Origin of the sequence: Pectobacterium sp. A5351, assembly GCF_028335745.1 — a bacterium.
Classification (GTDB): Bacteria; Pseudomonadota; Gammaproteobacteria; order Enterobacterales; family Enterobacteriaceae; genus Pectobacterium.
In genome coordinates this window covers 2080200-2100410 of record NZ_CP116477.1, presented here as the reverse complement: position 1 = coordinate 2100410, position 20211 = coordinate 2080200, and the positions used below count along the sequence as shown (strand labels likewise).

Genomic DNA, 20211 nt, shown 5'->3' with positions numbered 1-20211 from the left:
TAACGTGATCCCAGAGGGATAAAAATTAGTTTTTTGCCGTAGATGTTGGGCTATAGGCGGGTTCTGCGAGTTGGCACCACTGCTGATAACGCGCATAAAGCTGCTGATAACGGGCGACGCGCTGGCTGTCCGGCATTAAGGTGCGTTCTATGCCGCTGGCCATATGCTGCTGTGCCGTTGGGATATCGCCGTGAACGCCGGCGGCAACGGCGGCAAAGATCGCCGCGCCGAGCGCACAGCACTGATCGGAGGCGACGATCTGCAAAGGGCGATTCATCACATCGGTACAGACCTGCATGATGACGGGAGATTTTCGTGCGATGCCGCCTAGTGCCAGCACGTTCTTGACGGGGACACCCTGATCTTCAAAGCATTCCATAATCGCGCGTGCGCCAAAGGCCGTCGCGGCAATAAAGCCGCCGAACAGCGTGGGGGCGTCGGTCCCCAGATTGAGATCGGTAATCACGCCTTTTAGGCGCTGATTGGCGAACGGCGTTCTACGGCCGTTAAACCAGTCCAGCACGACAGGCAGGTGATCCAGCGTGGGATTTTCCGCCCAACAGCGGGTAAGCCGCTCCAGCAGCTTGGCTTCCATCGCCTGTAAGGACGTTTTAAGTTCGGGATGACCTTGTTCGGCATAGTCTTTTGCCGCTTCCTGTAACGACCAGCCCAGCAGTCGCCCAAACCAGGCGTACATATCGCCGAAGGCGGACTGTCCGGCTTCGAGACCGATATAGCCAGGGATGACGCTGCCGTCGACCTGTCCGCAAATACCGGCGATGGTGCGATCGGCAATGCGCGCGTCGTCGGCGATCAGAATGTCGCAGGTGGAGGTGCCAATCACTTTAACCAGCGTATAAGGCTGTGCGCCTGCGCCGACGGTGCCGACATGGCAGTCAAATGCGCCACCCGCCAGAATAACGGTCTCAGGAATACCGAGCCGCTGCGCCCATTCGGCGGTGATGGTGCCGACCGGCTGTTCGGCGGTCCAGGTATCGGTAAACAGCGGGTACTGTAATCTCTCGGTCAGGCAGGGATCGAGCGCGTGCAGGAAGTCTTTCGGCGGCAGCCCGCCCCAGCTTGGGTGCCAGAGTGATTTATGCCCGGCGCTGCATCGACCACGGCGGATATCGGCAGGTGCCTGCGTACCGGAAAGCAGGGCGGGCACCCAGTCGCACAGTTCTATCCAGGAAACGGCCGCCTGACGCACCGCGGCATCGTCGCGCGAGACATGCAGGATTTTGGCCCAGAACCATTCGGACGAGTAAACGCCGCCGATATAACGGGTGTAATCTGGGAACTGGCCGCTTCGGCACAGTGTATTGATGGCTTCCGCTTCTTCTATTGCCGTGTGGTCTTTCCACAGCACGAACATGGCATTGGGATTGTTGGCAAACTCGGGGCGCAGCGCGAGGATCTGACCGTGCTCATCAATCGGTGCGGGGGTGGATCCGGTCGAATCCACGCCGATGCCGATGATGTGTTGTCGCTGTTCGCTCGTCAGGCGGGCAACCACCACCTTAATCGCTTGTTCCAGCGATTCGAGATAGTCCAGCGGATGGTGTCGGAATTGGTTGTTGGCCGGCTGACAATATTTACCCTCGCGCCAGCGGGGGTAGTAGACCACTTCTGTTTCCAGCTCTTGCCCGCTTTGGCAGTCAACGGCTAAGGCGCGTACCGAATCACTACCGAAGTCGAGGCCAATCGTAATAGCGCCCGCGCTCATGCTTTGCTCCTCATTAATCCCAGATCGTTGGTGTTTACGATAGGCAGGGACAGGAAGAGGCGGTTAGGAGCGGTTAGCTGGAAGTATGTATTTTTCTGTCGCCCGCAGCCATTTTGTGAAGCCCGTCAAAGGTTAATGATTGGTTAAAATCGCTAAATGTATGTACAAACCTGTCATTGTTCCGGGATGTGATAAAGCTCTATATTCGGACCGAAAATAACGACTAAAACATAAAGCGTCTGAATGCTACTGAGTAAAGGATTGCGCTAAGTCTGTGTTTTTCCTTTATCCAGACCGGAAAACCCTTACCCACAACGTGAACGCGTATCGGCGTTGCTGGCGAATGAAAAGATAATTACACCGGAGAACATCATGCATAAATTCACTAAGGCGCTGGCAGCAATCGGGTTGGCTGCGGTTATGTCACAATCAGCTATGGCAGAGAACGTAAAGCTGGGATTTCTGGTGAAACAGCCGGAAGAGCCCTGGTTCCAGACCGAATGGAAATTCGCTGATAAAGCAGGAAAAGATCTCGGTTTTGATGTGATAAAAATTGCGGTTCCCGATGGGGAAAAGACCCTGAACGCGATTGACAGCCTGGCGGCCAGTGGAGCAAAAGGTTTCGTTATCTGTACGCCCGATCCGAAGCTGGGGCCTGCCATTATGGCGAAAGCACGCAGCTACGATCTGAAAGTGATTGCGGTTGACGATCAGTTCGTGAATGCCAAAGGCCAGCCGATGGATACGGTGCCGCTGGTGATGATGGCGGCCACCAAGATTGGTGAGCGTCAGGGGCAGGAACTGTATAAAGAAATGAACAAACGCGGCTGGAAAGTGGATGAAACGGCCGTGATGGCGATTACCGCGAACGAACTGGACACCGCACGGCGGCGTACCTCTGGTTCTATGGATGCGCTAAAGGCCGCTGGCTTCCCGGAAAAACAGATCTATCAGGTGCCGACCAAATCTAACGATATCCCCGGCGCGTTTGATGCCGCTAACTCCATGCTGGTTCAGCACCCTGGTGTGAAAAACTGGCTGATTATCGGTATGAACGACAATACTGTGCTGGGCGGCGTGCGTGCGACGGAAGGTCAGGGCTTTAAAGCCGAAAACGTGATTGGTATCGGTATCAACGGCGTGGATGCGGTCAGCGAGCTGTCCAAAGGTCAGGCGACTGGCTTCTTTGGTTCACTGCTGCCGAGCCCGGATATTCACGGTTACAAGAGTATCCAGATGCTGAACGACTGGGTCACCAAAGGTGTAGAGCCGGAGAAATTCACCGAAGTGACCGACGTGGTGCTGATCACGCGTGACAACTTTAAGGTCGAACTGGAGAAAAAAGGCCTGATGTAATCACGCCTGATTTCGTCAAGACGCGGATAACGCCGATCGGCATGACGCTGGTCGACGTTATCCTGATCGAAGTTATCCGCGCTCTACCTGCATCGTTATGAGGAAACAGACATGACAGCACAGTCACCCTATTTGTCGTTTCATGGGATTGGCAAAGAATTTCCCGGTGTTAAGGCGCTTTCGGATATCAGTTTTGCCTGCCATGCCGGCCAGATCCATGCATTGATGGGGGAAAATGGGGCGGGAAAATCAACGCTGTTAAAGATCCTGAGCGGTAACTATTCACCGTCAGCGGGTGAAATCCATATTCAGGGCAAACCTGTGCAGTTTGCTAACACGATGGACGCCCTGAATGCGGGTGTTGCCATCATTTATCAGGAACTGCACCTAGTGCCGGAAATGACGGTCGCCGAGAACATCTATCTGGGGCAACTGCCGCATAAATACGGCATGGTGAATTACTCGCTGCTGCGCTATGAAGCCAAGCTCCAGCTACAGCATCTGGGATTGGATATCGATCCCGATACCCCGCTGAAATACCTGTCTATCGGGCAATGGCAGATGGTGGAAATCGCCAAGGCGCTGGCCCGTAACGCCAAAATTATTGCTTTTGATGAACCGACCAGTTCACTGTCTGCCCGTGAGATCGAGCAGCTTTTTCGCGTGATTACGGAATTGCGCAGCGAAGGCCGGGTCATTTTGTACGTTTCGCACCGAATGGAAGAAATTTTTGCGCTGAGCGATGCCATTACCGTGTTTAAAGATGGTCGCTATGTGCGCACGTTTGACGATATGCAGCAGGTGAACCATGAGTCGCTGGTACAGGCGATGGTAGGGCGTAACCTGGGGGATATCTATGGCTATGCGCCGCGTCCGCACGGCGAAGCGCGTTTGACGCTGAAAGACGTAAAAGCGCCGGGCGTGAAATCCACCGTGTCCCTGAACGTGAAGCAGGGGGAAATTGTCGGGCTATTTGGTCTGGTGGGGGCGGGTCGCAGCGAGCTGATGAAAGGGCTGTTTGGCGCGACCAAAATCACCGGCGGTCAGGTGCTGCTGGATGGTAAGCCGCTGGTGGTGAATTCCCCCATCGATGCGATTCGTCAGGGCGTGATGCTCTGCCCGGAAGATCGTAAGGCGGACGGCATCATTCCTGTCCACTCGGTGCGTGACAACATCAATATCAGCGCGAGGCGTAAGAGCCTGAAAGCCGGTTTTATTATTAATAATCAGTGGGAAGCGGATAACGCTTCGAAACGGATTGCGGCGTTGAACATCAAAACGCCGTCCGATGAACAGCTGATTATGAATCTTTCCGGCGGAAACCAGCAGAAAGCCATTCTTGGCCGCTGGCTGTCCGAAGAGATGAAGGTCATTTTGCTCGATGAACCCACGCGCGGCATTGACGTCGGCGCGAAGCACGAAATTTATCATGTCATCTATGAACTGGCGAATCAGGGGATCGCGGTGCTGTTTGCCTCCAGCGATTTACCAGAAGTGCTTGGGCTAGCCGACCGGATTATCGTCATGCGCGAAGGGGCGATTTCCGGCGAACTGCTGCATGCCGATGCCACGGAGCAGAAGGTGCTCAGTCTGGCGATGTTACGAACCCCCGATATCGAATCTGCGGTTGCCTGACCGCGAAGGAGCAAAATAATGTCAACGGTTACGTCTGCAACCTCAGAGAAGAACGGCAGTTCGGGGCTATCCCGCATTTGGGATAACTACGGCATGCTGGTGGTGTTTGCCGTGCTGTTTCTTGGCTGTGCGATTTTCGTCCCGAACTTCGCGACGTTTATCAATATGAAAGGGCTGGGGCTGGCAATCTCCATGTCCGGTATGGTGGCCTGCGGGATGCTGTTCTGTCTGGCTTCTGGTGATTTCGACCTGTCGGTGGCTTCCATCATTGCCTGCGCCGGGGTGGCCACCGCAGTGGTGATCAATATCAGTGAAAGCCTGTGGATCGGTGTAAGTGCCGGGCTGTTGCTGGGCGTGGTGTTCGGCTTGCTCAACGGTTTTGTCATTGCCCGTTTGAAGATCAACGCATTGATCACCACGCTGGCGACGATGCAGATTGCGCGCGGGCTGGCGTACATCATTTCCGACGGTAAAGCGGTAGGGATTGAAGATGAGCGTTTCTTCGCGCTGGGCTATGCCAACTGGCTGGGTTTGCCTGCACCAATCTGGATCACGATAGGTTGCATGATCGTGTTTGGCTTGCTGCTGAACAAAACCACCTTTGGTCGCAATACGCTGGCGATTGGGGGTAATGAAGAGGCGGCACGTCTGGCCGGGGTACCGGTTGTGCGTACCAAGATCATCATTTTCGCCTTGTCCGGCCTGGTATCTGCCGCTGCGGGGATCATTTTGGCTTCGCGTATGACCAGCGGCCAGCCAATGACCTCCATTGGGTATGAGCTGATCGTGATTTCTGCCTGTGTGCTGGGCGGCGTGTCGCTGAAAGGCGGGATCGGTAAAATTTCTTACGTGGTGGCTGGCGTGCTGATTTTGGGGACGGTGGAGAACGCGATGAACCTGCTGAATATCTCGCCGTTTGCCCAGTATGTGGTGCGCGGTCTTATTCTGCTGGCGGCGGTTATCTTTGACCGCTACAAACAACTGGCGAAGAAAACGGTATAAATGCCCGTGCGGCAGGTGAGTTAGCCTGCCGCTTTCTCTCCTATTTCTCTCATAATTAGCGTGTACCGGAGGCTCGATGTATCACCGTATGGCGCATGAATCTCAGCCTAATCCGCTGCTACCGGGGTATTCGTTCAACGCTTATCTCGTGGCAGGTTTGACGCCGATTCTGGCAGATGGGCCGCTTGACTTCTTTATCGATCGCCCCGATGGTATGAAAGGCTACATCATTAACCTCACCATGAAAGGACAGGGGCAGGTCTGTGAGGGTGACGAGACCTTTTTCTGTAATCCCGGCGATTTGCTATTGTTCCCACCAAAATCGAAGCACTTTTATGGTCGCTCACCGAGCAGCGACTGCTGGTATCACCGCTGGGTCTATTTTCGCCCACGCGCCTACTGGGCAGACTGGCTGGAATGGCATACCAAAAGCAGCGGTATTGGCCGCATGAGTCTGCCGAATAATCAACTGCTGCTGGAGTTCGACAGGCTATTTGCCAATATTGAGCAGACGCAGCGTTCCGGGCGGCGTTTTTCCGAAGAGTTGGGCATGAATTTGCTGGAACGTTTGTTGCTCCGAGCGATGGAGGAAGATCCGCAAAGCCCGCAGAAGATCATGGATCCACGTGTGATAGAAGCCTGCCAGTTTATTACCAGCAATCTGGCTGGAGAGCTGCGTATTGATGAAGTGGCGCGGCACGTTTGCCTGTCGCCGTCGCGGCTGGCGCATCTGTTCCGCGAGCAGGTGGGAATTAATATTCTACGCTGGCGTGAAGATCAGCGCGTCATCCGCGCCAAACTGCTATTGCAGACGACGCAGGAATCTATTGCCAACATTGGTCGCGTGGTGGGGTATGACGACCAGCTCTATTTTTCACGCGTGTTCCGTAAGCGAGTCGGCGTCAGTCCTAGTGATTTCCGCCGACGCAGCAGTGAAATCAACTATCCGACAGCCAAAACACTGCCTGTGGCGTGGGGAGGGCGGATGCCGAGTGCTGTAAGCGGTTAATATTCTGAAATGTGCCAGATTCCCTTGGCGATGACCCTTCTCTGCAATCCGGCGGATGACGGGTATATACTGAGTGAGAAATCACAAAGTCAAACTACGTTAAGGGGAATCGACATGAGTGAGACTGTTCGTGTTGGGCTGCTGGGCTACGGTTATGCCAGTAAGACATTCCATGCGCCGTTGATTGCCGGTACGGCAGGCATGGAACTGGTGGCTGTGTCTAGCAGCAGTGCTGAAAAAGTGCATGCGGATTGGGCAAATCTGCGAGTAGAGAAAGCCCCTCAGGCGTTGTTTAACGATCCCGATATTGACCTCATTGTTATTCCTACCCCTAATGACACCCACTTCCCACTGGCGAAACAGGCGCTGGAGGCGGGCAAGCATGTCGTCGTCGACAAACCTTTTACGGTGACGTTGTCACAAGCGCACGAGCTGGGTGTTGTTGCCGAACGTGCCGGAAAAATGCTTTCTGTTTTCCATAACCGCCGCTGGGACAGCGATTTTCTGACACTGAAACAGCTACTGTCAGCGGGAACACTCGGGAATGTGGTGTACATGGAATCACATTTCGATCGTTTCCGTCCTGAAGTGCGTCAGCGTTGGCGTGAGGACGGCAGCGAAGGCAGCGGGATTTGGTACGATCTGGGGCCACATTTGTTGGATCAAGCGCTGGAGTTGTTTGGTTTGCCCGTCGCGATTCAGGTGGATATGGCGCAGTTGAGGCCGGGGAGTAAGGCAACGGATTATTTCCATGCGACGCTGATTTACCCGCAACGTCGAGTTGTCTTGCATGCCAGTATGCTGGTGGCAGCCGCTTCTGCACGCTACACCGTACACGGCACGCGCGGCAGTTTTGTCAAATATGGACTCGACCCACAGGAAGATCGTCTGAAAGCGGGTGAGCGTCCGCCATTGGCCGATTGGGGGCAGGATAAGCGCGATGGCGTGCTGACGCTGTCTCGTGATGGCATCATGGCGGAGCAAACGATCGCCACAATTCCGGGTAACTATCCGGCGTATTATGCTGCCGTGCGCGATGCGCTGCTCGGTAAGGGAGAAAACCCCGTCAGCGTACATCAGGCCATTCAGGTGATGGAACTCATCGAACTGGGGCTGCTTTCTCATGAGCAGAAAAAAGCCGTTACGCTGAAAAATAGCTAGATTTATTGCGTTTTATTCCAGATAGTTAACGATTTGTTTAAACAAGCGGTCTTAGGATCGCTGTAAATTACTATTCTTGGGCGATCTTCGGGTCGCCCGTCTTGTTAGAGTGTGAAGTAGATCGATAACAGGCTAGGGGAAAGGTGTCAGGCATGGGGTGGTTACAACGGTTACGCATTGATAAGTTCTTATTGGTTTTGATTCTGGTCGTGGCGACGGCATCGATTCTTCCTGCTCAAGGCATCGCGAAGGTTTTTTTTGAAAATCTGACAACGGCAGCGATTGCTCTATTGTTTTTTATGCACGGTGCGAAGCTGTCGCGTGAAGCGATTACCGCCGGTATGGGGCATTGGCGTTTGCATCTGGTGGTATTTGCCAGCACGTTTATTCTGTTCCCGCTGCTGGGCATCGGCATGAGTCTGCTGTCACCAGTGGTGCTGACGCCGACTTTGTATCTTGGCTTTCTCTATCTGTGTGCGCTTCCTGCGACGGTGCAATCGGCGATTGCTTATACCTCGATGGCTGGCGGCAATGTGGCGGCAGCGATCTGTAGTGCATCCGCATCCAGTATTCTGGGCGTCTTTCTTTCGCCGATTCTGGTCGGTTTGCTGATGCAAACGCAGGGGGGGGAGACCGATACGCTACATGCCATTGGTTCCATTATCATGCAGTTGATGGTGCCTTTCGTGATTGGTCATCTGTCGCGTCCGTTGATTGCTGGCTGGGTCGATCGCCACCGCAAGCTGATTAATATCACTGACCGGTCATCCATTCTTTTGGTCGTGTATGTCGCTTTCAGTGAGGCGGTTGTGCAGGGAATTTGGGGACAAATCAACGTCTGGTCATTGCTCGCGGTTGTTGGCTGTTCGATGGTGCTGCTAGCGATTGTGTTGGTGGTCAATACGCTAGCTGCCCGCAAGTTGGGCTTTAACACTGCGGATGAAATTACCATCGTGTTCTGTGGTTCGAAGAAAAGCCTGGCGAATGGGATCCCGATGGCTAACGTGCTGTTTCCTGCTGCGGCTGTCGGGGCGATGGTGCTACCGTTAATGATTTTCCATCAAATCCAACTGATGGTGTGCGCCGCATTGGCTCAGCGTTATGCTAAACGGCTACAGAAGGAGCAGGATACGCCTCGTCAGTAAGAGATTAGTCGTCTCTCACATGCCGAACGCCCCCGGTCTGATACAGGACGGGGGCGTTGTTATTTGTCGCTATGACTTGTAACCATCATTTGTAACTGTCCGGAAATACAAAAAATAATTCATTACCGTTATAGTTTTACTTATTTATTATTTTTTCGATCTATTACGTTATAACAACGCTGGCTCATCAAGATTCATTATCGATAGAGCTGGATGCAGTTGATGATAATTATCATTTGAGATCGAGACAATATGTTAAAAAAAACGGCAGTAACTTTAGCAATCCTAGGGACGCTAGCGTCCACATCCGTACAGGCAACTCAACATATGGATTGTGTGAAAACCGATAAAAAAGAGATTGCCTCGTTGTTTGACCGTTGGAATGCATCGCTACAGACAGGGGATGCGAAAAAGGTCGCGAAAAACTATACGCCAGACGCGGTACTGCTGCCGACGCTGTCCGATAAACCGCGTACGACTGACGCAGAGCGTATCGATTATTTTGAACATTTTCTGGCGAAAAAGCCGGTTGGTAAGATTGACACCAGTACGATCCGCATCGGCTGTAATAAGGCCATTGATACTGGAACTTACACCTTCACATTCGGCGATGGTAGCGTAGCCAAAGCGCGTTATACCTATACTTACGCTTGGGATGGTAAACAGTGGTTGATCACCACGCACCATTCTTCGGCGAATCCGAGTAGCTGATTGATGTAACTTATTCGCAATCGTTTTATGTCAAACGGCTAACAAAAGTTAGCCGTTTTTTCGTGTGGCATTGAGTGGATTATGGCCGATCGCGCTATCAGGTCGCGCTACGTTTACGCAGAACCTTTTCTCGTAGTTGCTGCTTTTCCTGCTCGCTGATAAACGCAATGTTGAGGCCGTTTTCCTGCGCTTTGCGTGTTTCTACCGCTGTCAGGCCAGCAAGCGGTGCCGCGACCTCATATTCGTGGCGGATCTCTATACCCTGAACCGCCGGGTCATCCGTATTGATGGTGGCGGGGATTTCATAACGCAGGAAGTGGATGAGCGGGTGCTTATCCAGAGATTCCACGGTACTGGTCTGAATGTTGGATGTCAGGCAGGATTCGATCCCGATTCCCTGTTCTGCCATGTGCGTCATCAGACGCGGATCGATAATGGCGGTCACGCCGTGTCCGATACGCTCTGCGCCCAGATGATTAATCGCCTGCCAGATACTTTCCGGCCCGGCCGCTTCACCTGCGTGAACCGTGATGTGCCAGCCAGCATCGCGAGCCTGTCGGAAATGGGAGGTGAATAACGCACCGGGGTGCCCCAACTCATCGCCAGCCAGATCGAGAGCGACGATGCGGTCACGCTGGGACAGCAGGGCGTCCAACTCTTGTTGACATGCCTCGGTGCCGAATGTCCGGCTCATGATGCCAATCAGGCGAATGTCGGTATCGAAATCACGGGAGCCCGCGGTAATGCCGTCGATCACCGCTTCAACCACGCCAGCGACCGGAAGCTTATGGTTCATCGCCATATAGTAGGGAGAGAAACGCAGTTCGGCGTAATCTAACCCGGCTTTCACGGCATCTTCAACGTTCTCATAAGCGACGCGGCGACAGGCATCCAGTGAACCGAGCACAGCCACGCCCCAGTCGAGTTTTTGTAAAAAGCTCACCAGGTCAGGTTCATTTTTGGTGACCTGAACGTGAGGGCGAAGCGCGTCAAGATCGCGGGCAGGTAACGCTACGTTGTACTGGTGTCCAAGCTCCAGAATACTCTGGGCGCGGATATTGCCATCCAAATGGCGGTGGATATCCGTCAATGGCAGGTGTAAATCAATCATAATGTTATTGTCTGATTACTGTTTTTCGTACGACAAAGTATAAAAAGAAATCGTGGTAAATAGCCAATTGTTACCGCTGAAACCTTAACGTTCTGAACAATCATTGAGCAAAAATAAACTGTTATTGCTTTTCCTGACCTGTATCACGTGCGTTCAAGTTAGGGATTGCCCGGATATAAATGAGTTCGCTGAGCAGTTCCACTAAGGTTTGGCTGACGATGACGGCGGGAAGGAGCGGCAGCGCGCCCGGTATAGCCAGCGCCAGCGGTAAGATAACCAGAGAATTGCGCGTGCTGGCACTAAAGGCTACGGCGCGTCCGCCAGTAGAGTCCAATCGGAACGCGCGACCAGTGAACCAGCCGAGTAGCGGTGCCAGTAGCGCGAAGAGCAGGTAAAACGGCATCGCAAGCAACACGCTCGCCCAACTGGCACGCAATTGTGGAATCACCGCCGCAACCACGATAAACAGCACCAGCGCGGTAGCCGGGACGGGAAGATAGCCCAATGCATCCGACAATGCTGCCATCGTGCGCTGACGTGCCGCCAGCCATTGCAGAAGCGCTGCCAGCGCTAAAGGCACGGCAATCAGCCAGATAAACGCGTCGATAAAGGGAGCAAAGACGATAAGCCCGGCGGCGTCGTGGCCGAGAAACAGCGTCAGGTAGACGGGCAAGGCCAGCATTTGCAGCAACAGTAAAATAGGCGTTGCGGCCAGCAGGCGTGCGGCATCAGCTCGCCCCAGATGCGCGAAGGTCACCACATAGTCAATACACGGCGCGAGTAACACCAGTATGATGCCCAGCTTGACGAACGGTTCAGCAGGGAGAAAGGGTAACAGCGCCGCGACCAGCAAGGGAATCACGATGAAGTTGGCAACGAGCAATGCGCCGATGAATCTGAACTGCGTGATGCTTTTTCCGATCGTAGTCAACGGGACTTGTAGAAACGTGACAAACAGCATCAGCGCCAGCGCTGGATTAATCACGACATCCCATTGCTCCGTTTCCGGCAGCACTCCAGCCATTGCCACCGCCGCTATCACGGTAACAAAGTAGATCGCAGCCTGATGGGATTCCAGAAAGGGTTTTAACGCGGACATGGAGTTATCTCGAAATCAAACTGAAGAAGCGGGCAGAAAAAACGGTGGCTGAACAGCGGCCACCGTGTGTTTTAGCACGTCATATTATCGAGTGTCGGCTTATTGCGCAGGTGGTGGTGTGACAGGTTCTTCCTGCGCGCCAGGCAGCGATTCTTCACCTTCTTCCGTTGGGACGGAGAAATAAGGGGCGATGAAATCGGCCAGCGAGATTTTGTTGCCGTTGAAGTCAATTTGACCATCGGCATAGTGCAGCGAACTGGTAATGGCGTTGTCTTTCGTGACGCTCAACTGGTTCTCCTGACCCATCTCGGCCATCATAGTAACCTGCTGTTTCGCCATGTCCTCCAACTGCTTTTGCTCTTCCGCATTGGCCGTTTTGGGGGCGCTCAGTACCATCAATTCCGTCAGCATATCCAGCGGTAGATTGAGTTTGGCGTCGAGTTTTTTGACCGACTGACGAATGATTTTTTCTTCATCCGAGAGCGTTGGGTCATTCGCTTTATCCGTGCTCTGCAAGGGATCGGTTAAATCCAGCGCCAGCGTGAACGAGCCTTCACCCTTGCTGTTTTTCCAACTGATTGGGGAGATTTTAATGCTTGGATTACCTTTCAACAGCTGTGGCAGGTATTGCAGCGCAGACATGGCCACTTCGTGTTGATAAGCATCGGGATCGACTGCGGTCGGATCCTGCAACAGCTTCTGCACTCTTTCCTGGTAGGCGGTGAGGAACTGCCTGGTACCCGCGCCATCAAGTTGTGAAATGGACATGTTCACATTACCAGAGCCTAGATTACGATCGCCGATGACTAAGGACCCTAGCGTTACGGCCATTTTTCCCGCCAGATTCTTGTCATCTTCCGTTGCGTTGCTGTGCAGAGCGAAGTCGTTCAGGGAAACGGTATCACCACCTTCTACGGTGAATGTCATCGTTTTAACGGTCAGGTTGCCATCGCCGAGATCAAGATCGAACTTGCCTTTTTGATTGGTTCCCTTAATGGAAAAATCGGCGATATCGACGTTCTCTGTCTGGCCCCAGGCATTTTTCCTTTCCATCTTCACGCTGCTGATGGTGGTGTCCAGCTTGCTGCTGCGCAGATCGTGCCCGATATCCACCAAGGCTTCCGCACCGCTGAAGGAGAATTTCTGTTCTGGCGTCTGGTAGTCAATCGGTGCCAGCGTAACAAGCGATTGTGTATCACCGTTGTAAGCGACGCGAGTTTCGGCCGTAAAGAACGGTTTGTCTTTAGTCAGTTCAAACCAGGCTTTGATGGCTGGCGTGTTGGCTAACTCGGTATGGACAGAACCCATTGCCGGTAACAGGTTGAATTTCTTGAGTTGTGCTAGCGGGAAGGGCCCGTGAGACACTGTTTCATTGAAGACCAGTTCTTCTCCGGGAGCCAGGAACTGCGCGCCTTTTGCTGTGCCGTCTGTCTGTAAAACATAGGACAGCGTGCTGCTGAATACGCCACCCTGATAGTCGCGATAGACGACTTTCAATCCTGCGTTAGGGTAGGACTGCTTGAGTTTAGTATTCAGCGTATCGGTAAAACCATCAATCTGCTGAGCCAACTGCTTGCCGGTGTACCAGGATGCGCCGGTCCAGACGGCACCCAGAGCAACAATAACGCCTACGGCGACTAACAACTTCTTCATTTTTATTCATCCTTTAGTAAAAAAATGCGCGTTTTCAACGCGAAACGCAGGTAACTATCAAGCAATTAACCACCACGCAATTAATCACCACGTCATTCACTATCACCGCAATGTGTAACGCGATGTGCGGGTAGTGGCAGTGTGGGGAACTCGTTATCGGTTAAATACGCGAGCGAGACGCCCCTGTCCCTCAACCGTTATCGGTGACTCACTGGCGGAAATAAAGCAGGATTCTCCCGGACGTAGCGAGAGCCGCTGCTTATTTTTTTGCAGGACGGCGTGGCCGTCAACACAAAAGACAATGGCGGCACTGTCCTGACTGAGCGTTTGCGGACTCTGGGTCAGTTCGTGCAGCGAAAAAGCAAAATCATCAACAGGGATCGGGAAGCTGAGTTCATTACCCTGTCGACGTGGCATCGTCAACAACTGGTTTGCGGGTTTGGCTTCAAACACGACATTATCCAGTAGCTCTGGAATATCAATGTATTTCGGCGTAAGCCCGGCTCGCAGCACGTTATCCGAGTTTGCCATGACTTCTAATGCCACGCCTTTCAGATAAGCATGTGGCGTTTGCGCAAACAGGAACATGGCTTCGCCAGGCTGAAGCGTAATGACGTTCAGCAGCAGCGGGGAGAACAATCCGCTATCATCGGAATAGTATTGTGTAATCGCGCGGAGGGTCACCCAAGGCTCGTCATTTTGACTGTTTAACGCGGCCTTTAGTACACCGAGCGCACGTGATTTTTGCTCACCTTCCATACTCAACAGATTGGTGAACAGCATGGCGAGGTTCTTCGCGTCGGGCTGTTGTAAAAACGCCGCGATTGACGGATGTGCGCTGGCAACCGGTTCCAGCAGGCGCACAATTTCAGATAATTCTCGGAACCCGTTCATGGCCTGAAAAGGGGTTAATGCATAGACCAGTTCCGGTTTGTGATTGGCATCTTTGTAGTTTCTTTCGGCTGCATCTAGCGCGATACCAGCGGCATTCTCTTTCGCAAAGCCTTGTTCTGCCGATGTTTTACTAGGGTGAACCTGAATGGAAAGCGGCTGTTCCGCGCACAATACCTTAAATAAAAAGGGCAGTTCGCCAAAACGTTGCGCAATCGTTGCGCCAAGATGCGTCGTTGCGTCTTCGGAAATAATGTCCCGCAGGTTACGGGTGTTGCCTTTTTCATCAATAATCGCCGAACTGCTTTTAGGATGGGCACCCATCCACAGTTCTGCCATAGGTAAATCGTTAGGATTATCAATGCCGTATAGCTCAGTTAAGGCGTGTTTACTGCCCCAGGCATAGTGCTGGACGCAGTTGAGCATTTTTTGCATGTCGGCTTCCTGCTATTACATTAATTGTTAATTTCTGTGATGTTAGCTGTTAATTACTTGAGTGATTATGAATACACTGCATCTTCTTCGCTTCATGGTAATGTTTTATGTAGCGCGATGCCAGACAGTGTTAGTAGACCAATAAGCGTGTTATCAGGCCAGTGGGTGTTATCAGAATAGGCCCAGCGATGTGATTCAATGTCTTCTACTAGTTAATTGTGTATTTTTAAGGAGGAAAGGTAATGAGCACGACGCGTAGTGAAAAAGACTCAATGGGACCGATTGATGTTCCTGCCGAACGTTTATGGGGCGCACAAACGCAGCGGTCACTGGAACACTTCCGTATTTCTGAAGAGAAAATGCCGCGTGCGCTGATTTATGCATTGGCGCAAACCAAGCGCGCGGCGGCCCGCGTCAACATGGATCTCTCGCTTCTGCCTGCCGATCGGGGAAATGCGATTATTCAGGCGGCGGACGAAGTGTTAGCGGGCAAGCATGCTGGGGAATTCCCGTTAGCGATCTGGCAAACCGGATCGGGCACGCAAAGCAATATGAATATGAACGAGGTGTTGGCTAACCGCGCCAGTGAACTACTGGGGGGAGAGCGTGGCAACAATCGGCTCGTTCATCCCAATGATGATGTAAACAAAAGTCAGAGTTCCAACGACGTCTTCCCTACGGCGATGCATGTCGCGGCCGTGGTCGCGATCAACGAACATCTGATTCCTGAACTGAAGGCATTACACGCCACGCTGGCATCGAAGGCCGAGCAGTTTAAGGACATCGTCAAGATCGGTCGTACGCATTTACAGGATGCGACGCCGCTGACGCTGGGACAGGAAATCTCCGGCTGGGCCGCGATGTTGCAGCATAACCTGAAGCATATCGAAAACAGCGTCCCGCACATTTGCGAACTGGCGCTGGGCGGCACCGCGGTCGGTACGGGACTCAACACGCATCCTGAATATGCGGTGCGTGTGGCGGCGGAATTGGCGAAACTCACCGGTCAGCTGTTTGTGACTTCACCGAATAAATTCGAAGCGCTGGCGACCTGTGATGCACTGGTTCATGGGCACGGTGCTTTGAAAGGGCTGGCCGCATCGTTAATGAAGATTGCCAACGATGTACGCTGGTTGGCCTCTGGCCCGCGCTGTGGTATCGGCGAACTGAGTATTCCTGAAAACGAACCGGGCAGCTCTATCATGCCGGGCAAGGTCAATCCAACCCAGTGTGAAGCGCTAACCATGCTGTGCTGTCAGGTGATGGGCAATGATGTCGCCGTGAATATCGGCGGGGCGTCCGGTAATTTTGAGCTGAACGTGTACCGCCCGATGGTGATTCATAACTTCCTGCAATCAATTCGCCTGCTGGCTGATGGCATGAAGAGCTTTGATGAGCACTGTGCGGTGGGGATCGAACCGAATCGCGATCGTATCAATCAGCTACTGAATGAGTCGCTGATGCTGGTGACGGCGCTGAATACGCACATTGGTTATGACAAAGCGGCAGAAATTGCCAAAAAAGCGCACAAAGAAGGACTGACGCTGAAGGCCGCCGCGCTCAAGCTGAACTACCTGACCGAAGCGCAGTTTAATGAGTGGGTTCGGCCAGAAGATATGGTCGGTAGCCTGAAAAAGTAATGGCGCGGTAGTTTAGTTAGCGCGTTATCCCGCAGCCTGCTGGTGTTGATCGGCAGGCTGTTTCTTTTTCATTCTGGAACATCGGTATACAGGTGCAAACGCGGGATGAGCAGGCGAAGTTCGGCCGCTTTCGGTTTGTGCTTATGCTTGATGTTGTTGGCGTCATAAGAATTCAGTTCGCCGATGATTGGCACATCGCCGCCTGACTCCAGTTGGCACAGCACGAGCAGGGGGGATGGGCAGGGATGCTGAACCTGTTTCTGCTGTTCGGGATACCACACGCGTGCGATGGGCTGCACTTTGACCGGACGTTTGATTTTCAAGACCGCGTCTTCCGGCAGCGACAAGACCGCGTCAATTTCCTCTTCTATATGCTCAATCCACTGCGCTTTGGTATACGGCGCCGTGTGTTTTGCAGCATTCCGACTTTTGGTCAGTTGTTCCAGCAGTTCCCCACGCGTCATATTTTTGATGACGTGTTTATTCGCCCAGCCAAAGCGGACTGACGCCGGGTTGGTGATCAGCGTTAACGACCGGTAAGCGCTAAGCGTGATCAATCCTTTCAAGTGCGTGTGGACGAATTCAAAGCGCTGTTCCGGCTCCAGCCCGGACTCGACGGTAATAATGTGTTCCAGCTCTTTTTTCAGCGAATTAATTTCCGCGATGAGTGACTGAGCCTGCTGATATTGTGCGGCATTTACTACGCCAAAACAGAGTGCGCCTGGTAAACGAATCGCACTTTTACTGCTGAGCGTTTCTGGATAGTGGTGAATGAACAGACGCTGAAAATGCGCCAACCCTTTATCGCGAGCCTCCTGCCCGACGTACTGTGTTACGGCTATATGCTCGATAGGATCATGCTCCGCGCCTTTTTCCACCTGAGGGAGAGAATAGACGCGGCCTGCCAGCAGCCGATACTCGGCAAACTGTTGTTGCATCAGGGCAAGTTTCTTCTCTAACGTCTGAAAACTGTGGTTCATACGATCGATTAGCGTGTAGCGATTCATAACCCATATCAATTTAGTTACAACATACTTATATTTATACTCATAAACACACACTTCAGCAATGGTGAATATCATCATTTTTAGCAAGGCTGGTGGGGGAAAGATAAGGAAGTGAACAGGAACAGCACGGAGTTTACCTGAATTCAGGTAAACTCCGGTAAGAAAGGAGTTTAAAGCCGTTTTTTAAGTATCAGACTCACTCCCAGCGCGAGCAGTAAGAGTGCGCTCAAAAAGACGGTAATACCCATCCAACCAAACGCGTGCCAGAAGAATCCCCCGAGCGTACCAGTCAGGCTTGAACCCAGATAATAAGAAAAGAGATACATGGATGATGCCTGACCTTTTGCGCGCCGTGCCCGTTGGCCAATCCAACTGCTGGCTACCGAGTGTGCCGCGAAGAAGCCGGCGGTAAAGAGCATCATCCCACCAAAGATAGCAAATACTGGCGTCAGTGCCGTTATTCCCAGACCTGTCAGCATCAGGAGGATAGAAATGCTGAGTACGGGGCCGCGTCCGTAGCGCGCTGTTAATGCTCCGGCTTTTGGCGAGCTGTAGCTTCCGGTGAGGTAAACCACGGAAAGTAAACCAACCACCGCCTGGCTCAGTAAATACGGCGGGGCTAACAGCCGATACCCAATATAGTTAAACAAGGTAACGAACGCCCCCATCAGTAAAAATCCCTGAAGGAACAGCAGCGGTAACCCCGCATCGCGCCAGTGTAATTTGCTATTCAGCAGCAGCGTTTTCGGCCGTAGCGAACCGGGGCGGAAATGGCTTGATTCGGGCAAAATACGCCAGAAGGTTATCGCCGCAATGAGTGCCAGTACGCCGATTGTGCCGATGGCTACCCGCCACGGGAAATAGTCCGTCAAGACGCCGCTCACCAGACGTCCGCTCATGCCGCCAATCGAGTTACCGCTAATATACAATCCCATCGAGAACGCCAGCACGCTGGGATGAATTTCTTCACTCAGGTAACTCATGGCGACCGCCGCGACGCCGCTTAGCGACAGGCCAATCATTGCCCGCATGATCAATACGCCGTTCCAACTGGTCATAAATGCGCAAATCACGGTACAGAGCGCAGCCAGCATTAAGGACACGACCATGACATTCTTACGCCCAATTGTGTCGGAGAGCGGGCCGGTGAACAGTAGCCCGAATGCCAGCATCACGGTTGATACGGAAAGTGACAAACTACTGGTGGCTGGCGAAATACCGAAATCCTGAGACAGCACCGGCAGCAGCGGCTGAACACAATACAACAGAGCAAACGTCGCTAATCCGGCAGAAAACAGAGCCAGCGTGACGCGCATGAATTGTGGCGTGCCACGGGCAATATAGGGGGTTTTTCCCGACACTTTCAGGGCAATATCATCTGCATCGTCGACCGCAGAAAGGGGCCAATCGTTCGGTGCAGAAGATGGCAGGTTACTCACAATAATTCCTTACCAGAAAAGGCAAATCAGGCGTAAAACAACTGTAGGAGGATCATAGAAGAGTGATATTATTTTGTATAATATATTAATAATAATGATTGATATGTTTAAAATATGAATATTGAGCTCCGTCACCTTCGCTATTTTATTGCGGTCGCCGAAGAGCTGCATTTTGGCCGAGCCGCAGAAAGATTACGCATTTCACAGCCGCCGCTGAGCCAACAAATTCAAATTCTGGAAGAGCAGGTGGGGGCGAAATTGCTGGCGCGCAACAACCGTAATGTCCAGCTTACTCCGGCAGGCGAGATGTTCCTGAAAGAAGCCTGGTCGATTATCAGCCAGGTTGATCAGGCGGCGGAACGAGCCTCTCGTATTCAACGTGGCGAAATTGGGGAATTAACGATCGGCTTTACGTCGTCTGCGCCGTTTATCAAAAAGATCTCCAGTAGCCTACTGCGTTTTCGTCAAACGTACCCGGAAGTGCATATTCAGATGATGGAGCTCAACACCAAACAGCAAATTGAACCGCTGCTAAACGGTAAGCTCGATATCGGCATTATGCGCAATAATCCGCTGCCTGACGCACTGGATCATCAGTTGCTATTACGTGAACCGCTGATTGCCGTCGTGCAGGAATCCCATCCCTTAGCGCAGCAGGACGCAGGGCGGGCAATCAACATCACACAGTTGGCGAATGAACCATTCGTTTTCTTCTCCCGCGCGGTGGGAACCGCACTGTATGACGATACGCTGACACTGCTGAAACGCTATGGCATCAGCCCCTACATTACGCAAGAAGTGGGTGAGGCGATGACCATCGTCGGGCTGGTGTCGGCAGGATTGGGTGTGTCCATTTTACCGGCGTCGTTTTTGCGTATTCGGGTCGATGGTGTGAAATATTTGCTGCTGGAAGAAGAAGACGCCACAACGGAAGTCTGGCTTGTGACGGCGCGGCATCATCCGCAGAGTGCGGCGGCTAAGGTGCTAATGTCGCTGATGCTGGGCGGATAATCGTTAAAATATGCGTGCTAAATCACATAACGAATCAAATATTTGACGAGTTTAGTGAAAAGCCCCACCATACCCGCAGTTTTTTTATTTTGCAGCGTGAAAAATAGTCATGCCGCAATAATAAAGATAAATTTTTCAACAGCAGTGCCAGATATAATACGAATGCGTAGGAGCCAGGTT

Annotated in this window: 16 protein-coding genes; 9 read left to right on the top strand and 7 right to left on the bottom strand. The window is 52.6% G+C overall.

The window, feature by feature from the left end:
- Positions 1 to 25: 25 nt before the first annotated feature.
- Positions 26 to 1726 carry a ribulokinase gene (locus O1Q74_RS09960; RefSeq protein WP_271878527.1) on the bottom strand — a complete coding sequence of 567 codons (1701 nt, stop codon included), beginning with the start codon at positions 1724 to 1726 and terminating at the stop codon, positions 26 to 28.
- A gap of 372 nt (positions 1727 to 2098) precedes the next feature.
- Here O1Q74_RS09960 and O1Q74_RS09955 point away from each other — a divergent pair, with 372 nt between their 5' ends.
- The 7 genes from O1Q74_RS09955 (at position 2099) to O1Q74_RS09925 (ending at position 9745) form a co-directional block, all read left to right on the top strand.
- Positions 2099 to 3082, top strand: coding sequence for an arabinose ABC transporter substrate-binding protein (locus tag O1Q74_RS09955; protein WP_180741018.1), 984 nt, complete (start codon positions 2099 to 2101; stop codon positions 3080 to 3082).
- Positions 3083 to 3193: 111 nt separating this feature from the next.
- On the top strand, positions 3194 to 4717 hold the full coding sequence (gene araG, locus O1Q74_RS09950) for an L-arabinose ABC transporter ATP-binding protein AraG (RefSeq protein ID WP_271878524.1): 1524 nt from the start codon (positions 3194 to 3196) through the stop codon (positions 4715 to 4717).
- An 18-nt stretch (positions 4718 to 4735) separates the two neighbouring features.
- Complete coding sequence (araH, locus tag O1Q74_RS09945) at positions 4736 to 5719, top strand: L-arabinose ABC transporter permease AraH (protein ID WP_271878521.1); 984 nt, start codon at positions 4736 to 4738, stop codon at positions 5717 to 5719.
- Positions 5720 to 5795: 76 nt separating this feature from the next.
- Complete coding sequence (gene araC, locus O1Q74_RS09940) at positions 5796 to 6728, top strand: arabinose operon transcriptional regulator AraC (protein WP_271878518.1); 933 nt, start codon at positions 5796 to 5798, stop codon at positions 6726 to 6728.
- A 114-nt stretch (positions 6729 to 6842) separates the two neighbouring features.
- Positions 6843 to 7889 carry an oxidoreductase gene (locus O1Q74_RS09935; RefSeq protein ID WP_271878515.1) on the top strand — a complete coding sequence of 349 codons (1047 nt, stop codon included), beginning with the start codon at positions 6843 to 6845 and terminating at the stop codon, positions 7887 to 7889.
- A 152-nt stretch (positions 7890 to 8041) separates the two neighbouring features.
- Positions 8042 to 9034 (top strand): bile acid:sodium symporter family protein, encoded by a 993-nt coding sequence (locus tag O1Q74_RS09930; protein WP_271878512.1) that lies wholly within the window; start codon positions 8042 to 8044, stop codon positions 9032 to 9034.
- Positions 9035 to 9286: 252 nt separating this feature from the next.
- Positions 9287 to 9745: an SgcJ/EcaC family oxidoreductase gene (locus O1Q74_RS09925; protein ID WP_271878509.1), complete on the top strand. Its 459-nt coding sequence runs from the start codon at positions 9287 to 9289 to the stop codon at positions 9743 to 9745.
- Between the two features lie 97 nt (positions 9746 to 9842).
- Here O1Q74_RS09925 and add read toward each other — a convergent pair whose 3' ends face one another.
- The 4 genes from add to manA form a co-directional block, all read right to left on the bottom strand.
- Positions 9843 to 10856, bottom strand: a complete 1014-nt coding sequence (gene add, locus O1Q74_RS09920; protein ID WP_271878506.1) for an adenosine deaminase — start codon at positions 10854 to 10856, stop codon at positions 9843 to 9845.
- Positions 10857 to 10977: 121 nt separating this feature from the next.
- The gene (locus O1Q74_RS09915) at positions 10978 to 11955 is read right to left on the bottom strand and encodes an arsenic resistance protein (RefSeq protein ID WP_271878503.1); all 978 of its coding nucleotides are present in this window, start codon (positions 11953 to 11955) and stop codon (positions 10978 to 10980) included.
- Positions 11956 to 12054: 99 nt separating this feature from the next.
- Positions 12055 to 13608, bottom strand: coding sequence for a YdgA family protein (locus tag O1Q74_RS09910; RefSeq protein ID WP_271878500.1), 1554 nt, complete (start codon positions 13606 to 13608; stop codon positions 12055 to 12057).
- 153 nt (positions 13609 to 13761) lie between these two features.
- The gene (manA, locus tag O1Q74_RS09905; protein WP_271878498.1) at positions 13762 to 14934 is read right to left on the bottom strand and encodes a mannose-6-phosphate isomerase; all 1173 of its coding nucleotides are present in this window, start codon (positions 14932 to 14934) and stop codon (positions 13762 to 13764) included.
- A gap of 242 nt (positions 14935 to 15176) precedes the next feature.
- Here manA and fumC point away from each other — a divergent pair, with 242 nt between their 5' ends.
- The gene (gene fumC / locus O1Q74_RS09900; protein WP_271878495.1) at positions 15177 to 16574 is read left to right on the top strand and encodes a class II fumarate hydratase; all 1398 of its coding nucleotides are present in this window, start codon (positions 15177 to 15179) and stop codon (positions 16572 to 16574) included.
- A gap of 68 nt (positions 16575 to 16642) precedes the next feature.
- Here fumC and tus read toward each other — a convergent pair whose 3' ends face one another.
- Together tus and O1Q74_RS09890 are read right to left on the bottom strand one after the other, a co-directional pair.
- Positions 16643 to 17581: a DNA replication terminus site-binding protein gene (gene tus / locus O1Q74_RS09895; RefSeq protein ID WP_271878492.1), complete on the bottom strand. Its 939-nt coding sequence runs from the start codon at positions 17579 to 17581 to the stop codon at positions 16643 to 16645.
- 170 nt (positions 17582 to 17751) lie between these two features.
- Positions 17752 to 19020 (bottom strand): MFS transporter, encoded by a 1269-nt coding sequence (locus tag O1Q74_RS09890; protein WP_271878489.1) that lies wholly within the window; start codon positions 19018 to 19020, stop codon positions 17752 to 17754.
- Positions 19021 to 19134: 114 nt separating this feature from the next.
- Between O1Q74_RS09890 and O1Q74_RS09885 the strand changes: the two genes are divergently transcribed.
- Positions 19135 to 20031 (top strand): LysR family transcriptional regulator, encoded by an 897-nt coding sequence (locus tag O1Q74_RS09885; RefSeq protein WP_271878486.1) that lies wholly within the window; start codon positions 19135 to 19137, stop codon positions 20029 to 20031.
- The last annotated feature ends 180 nt before the right edge of the window (positions 20032 to 20211 follow it).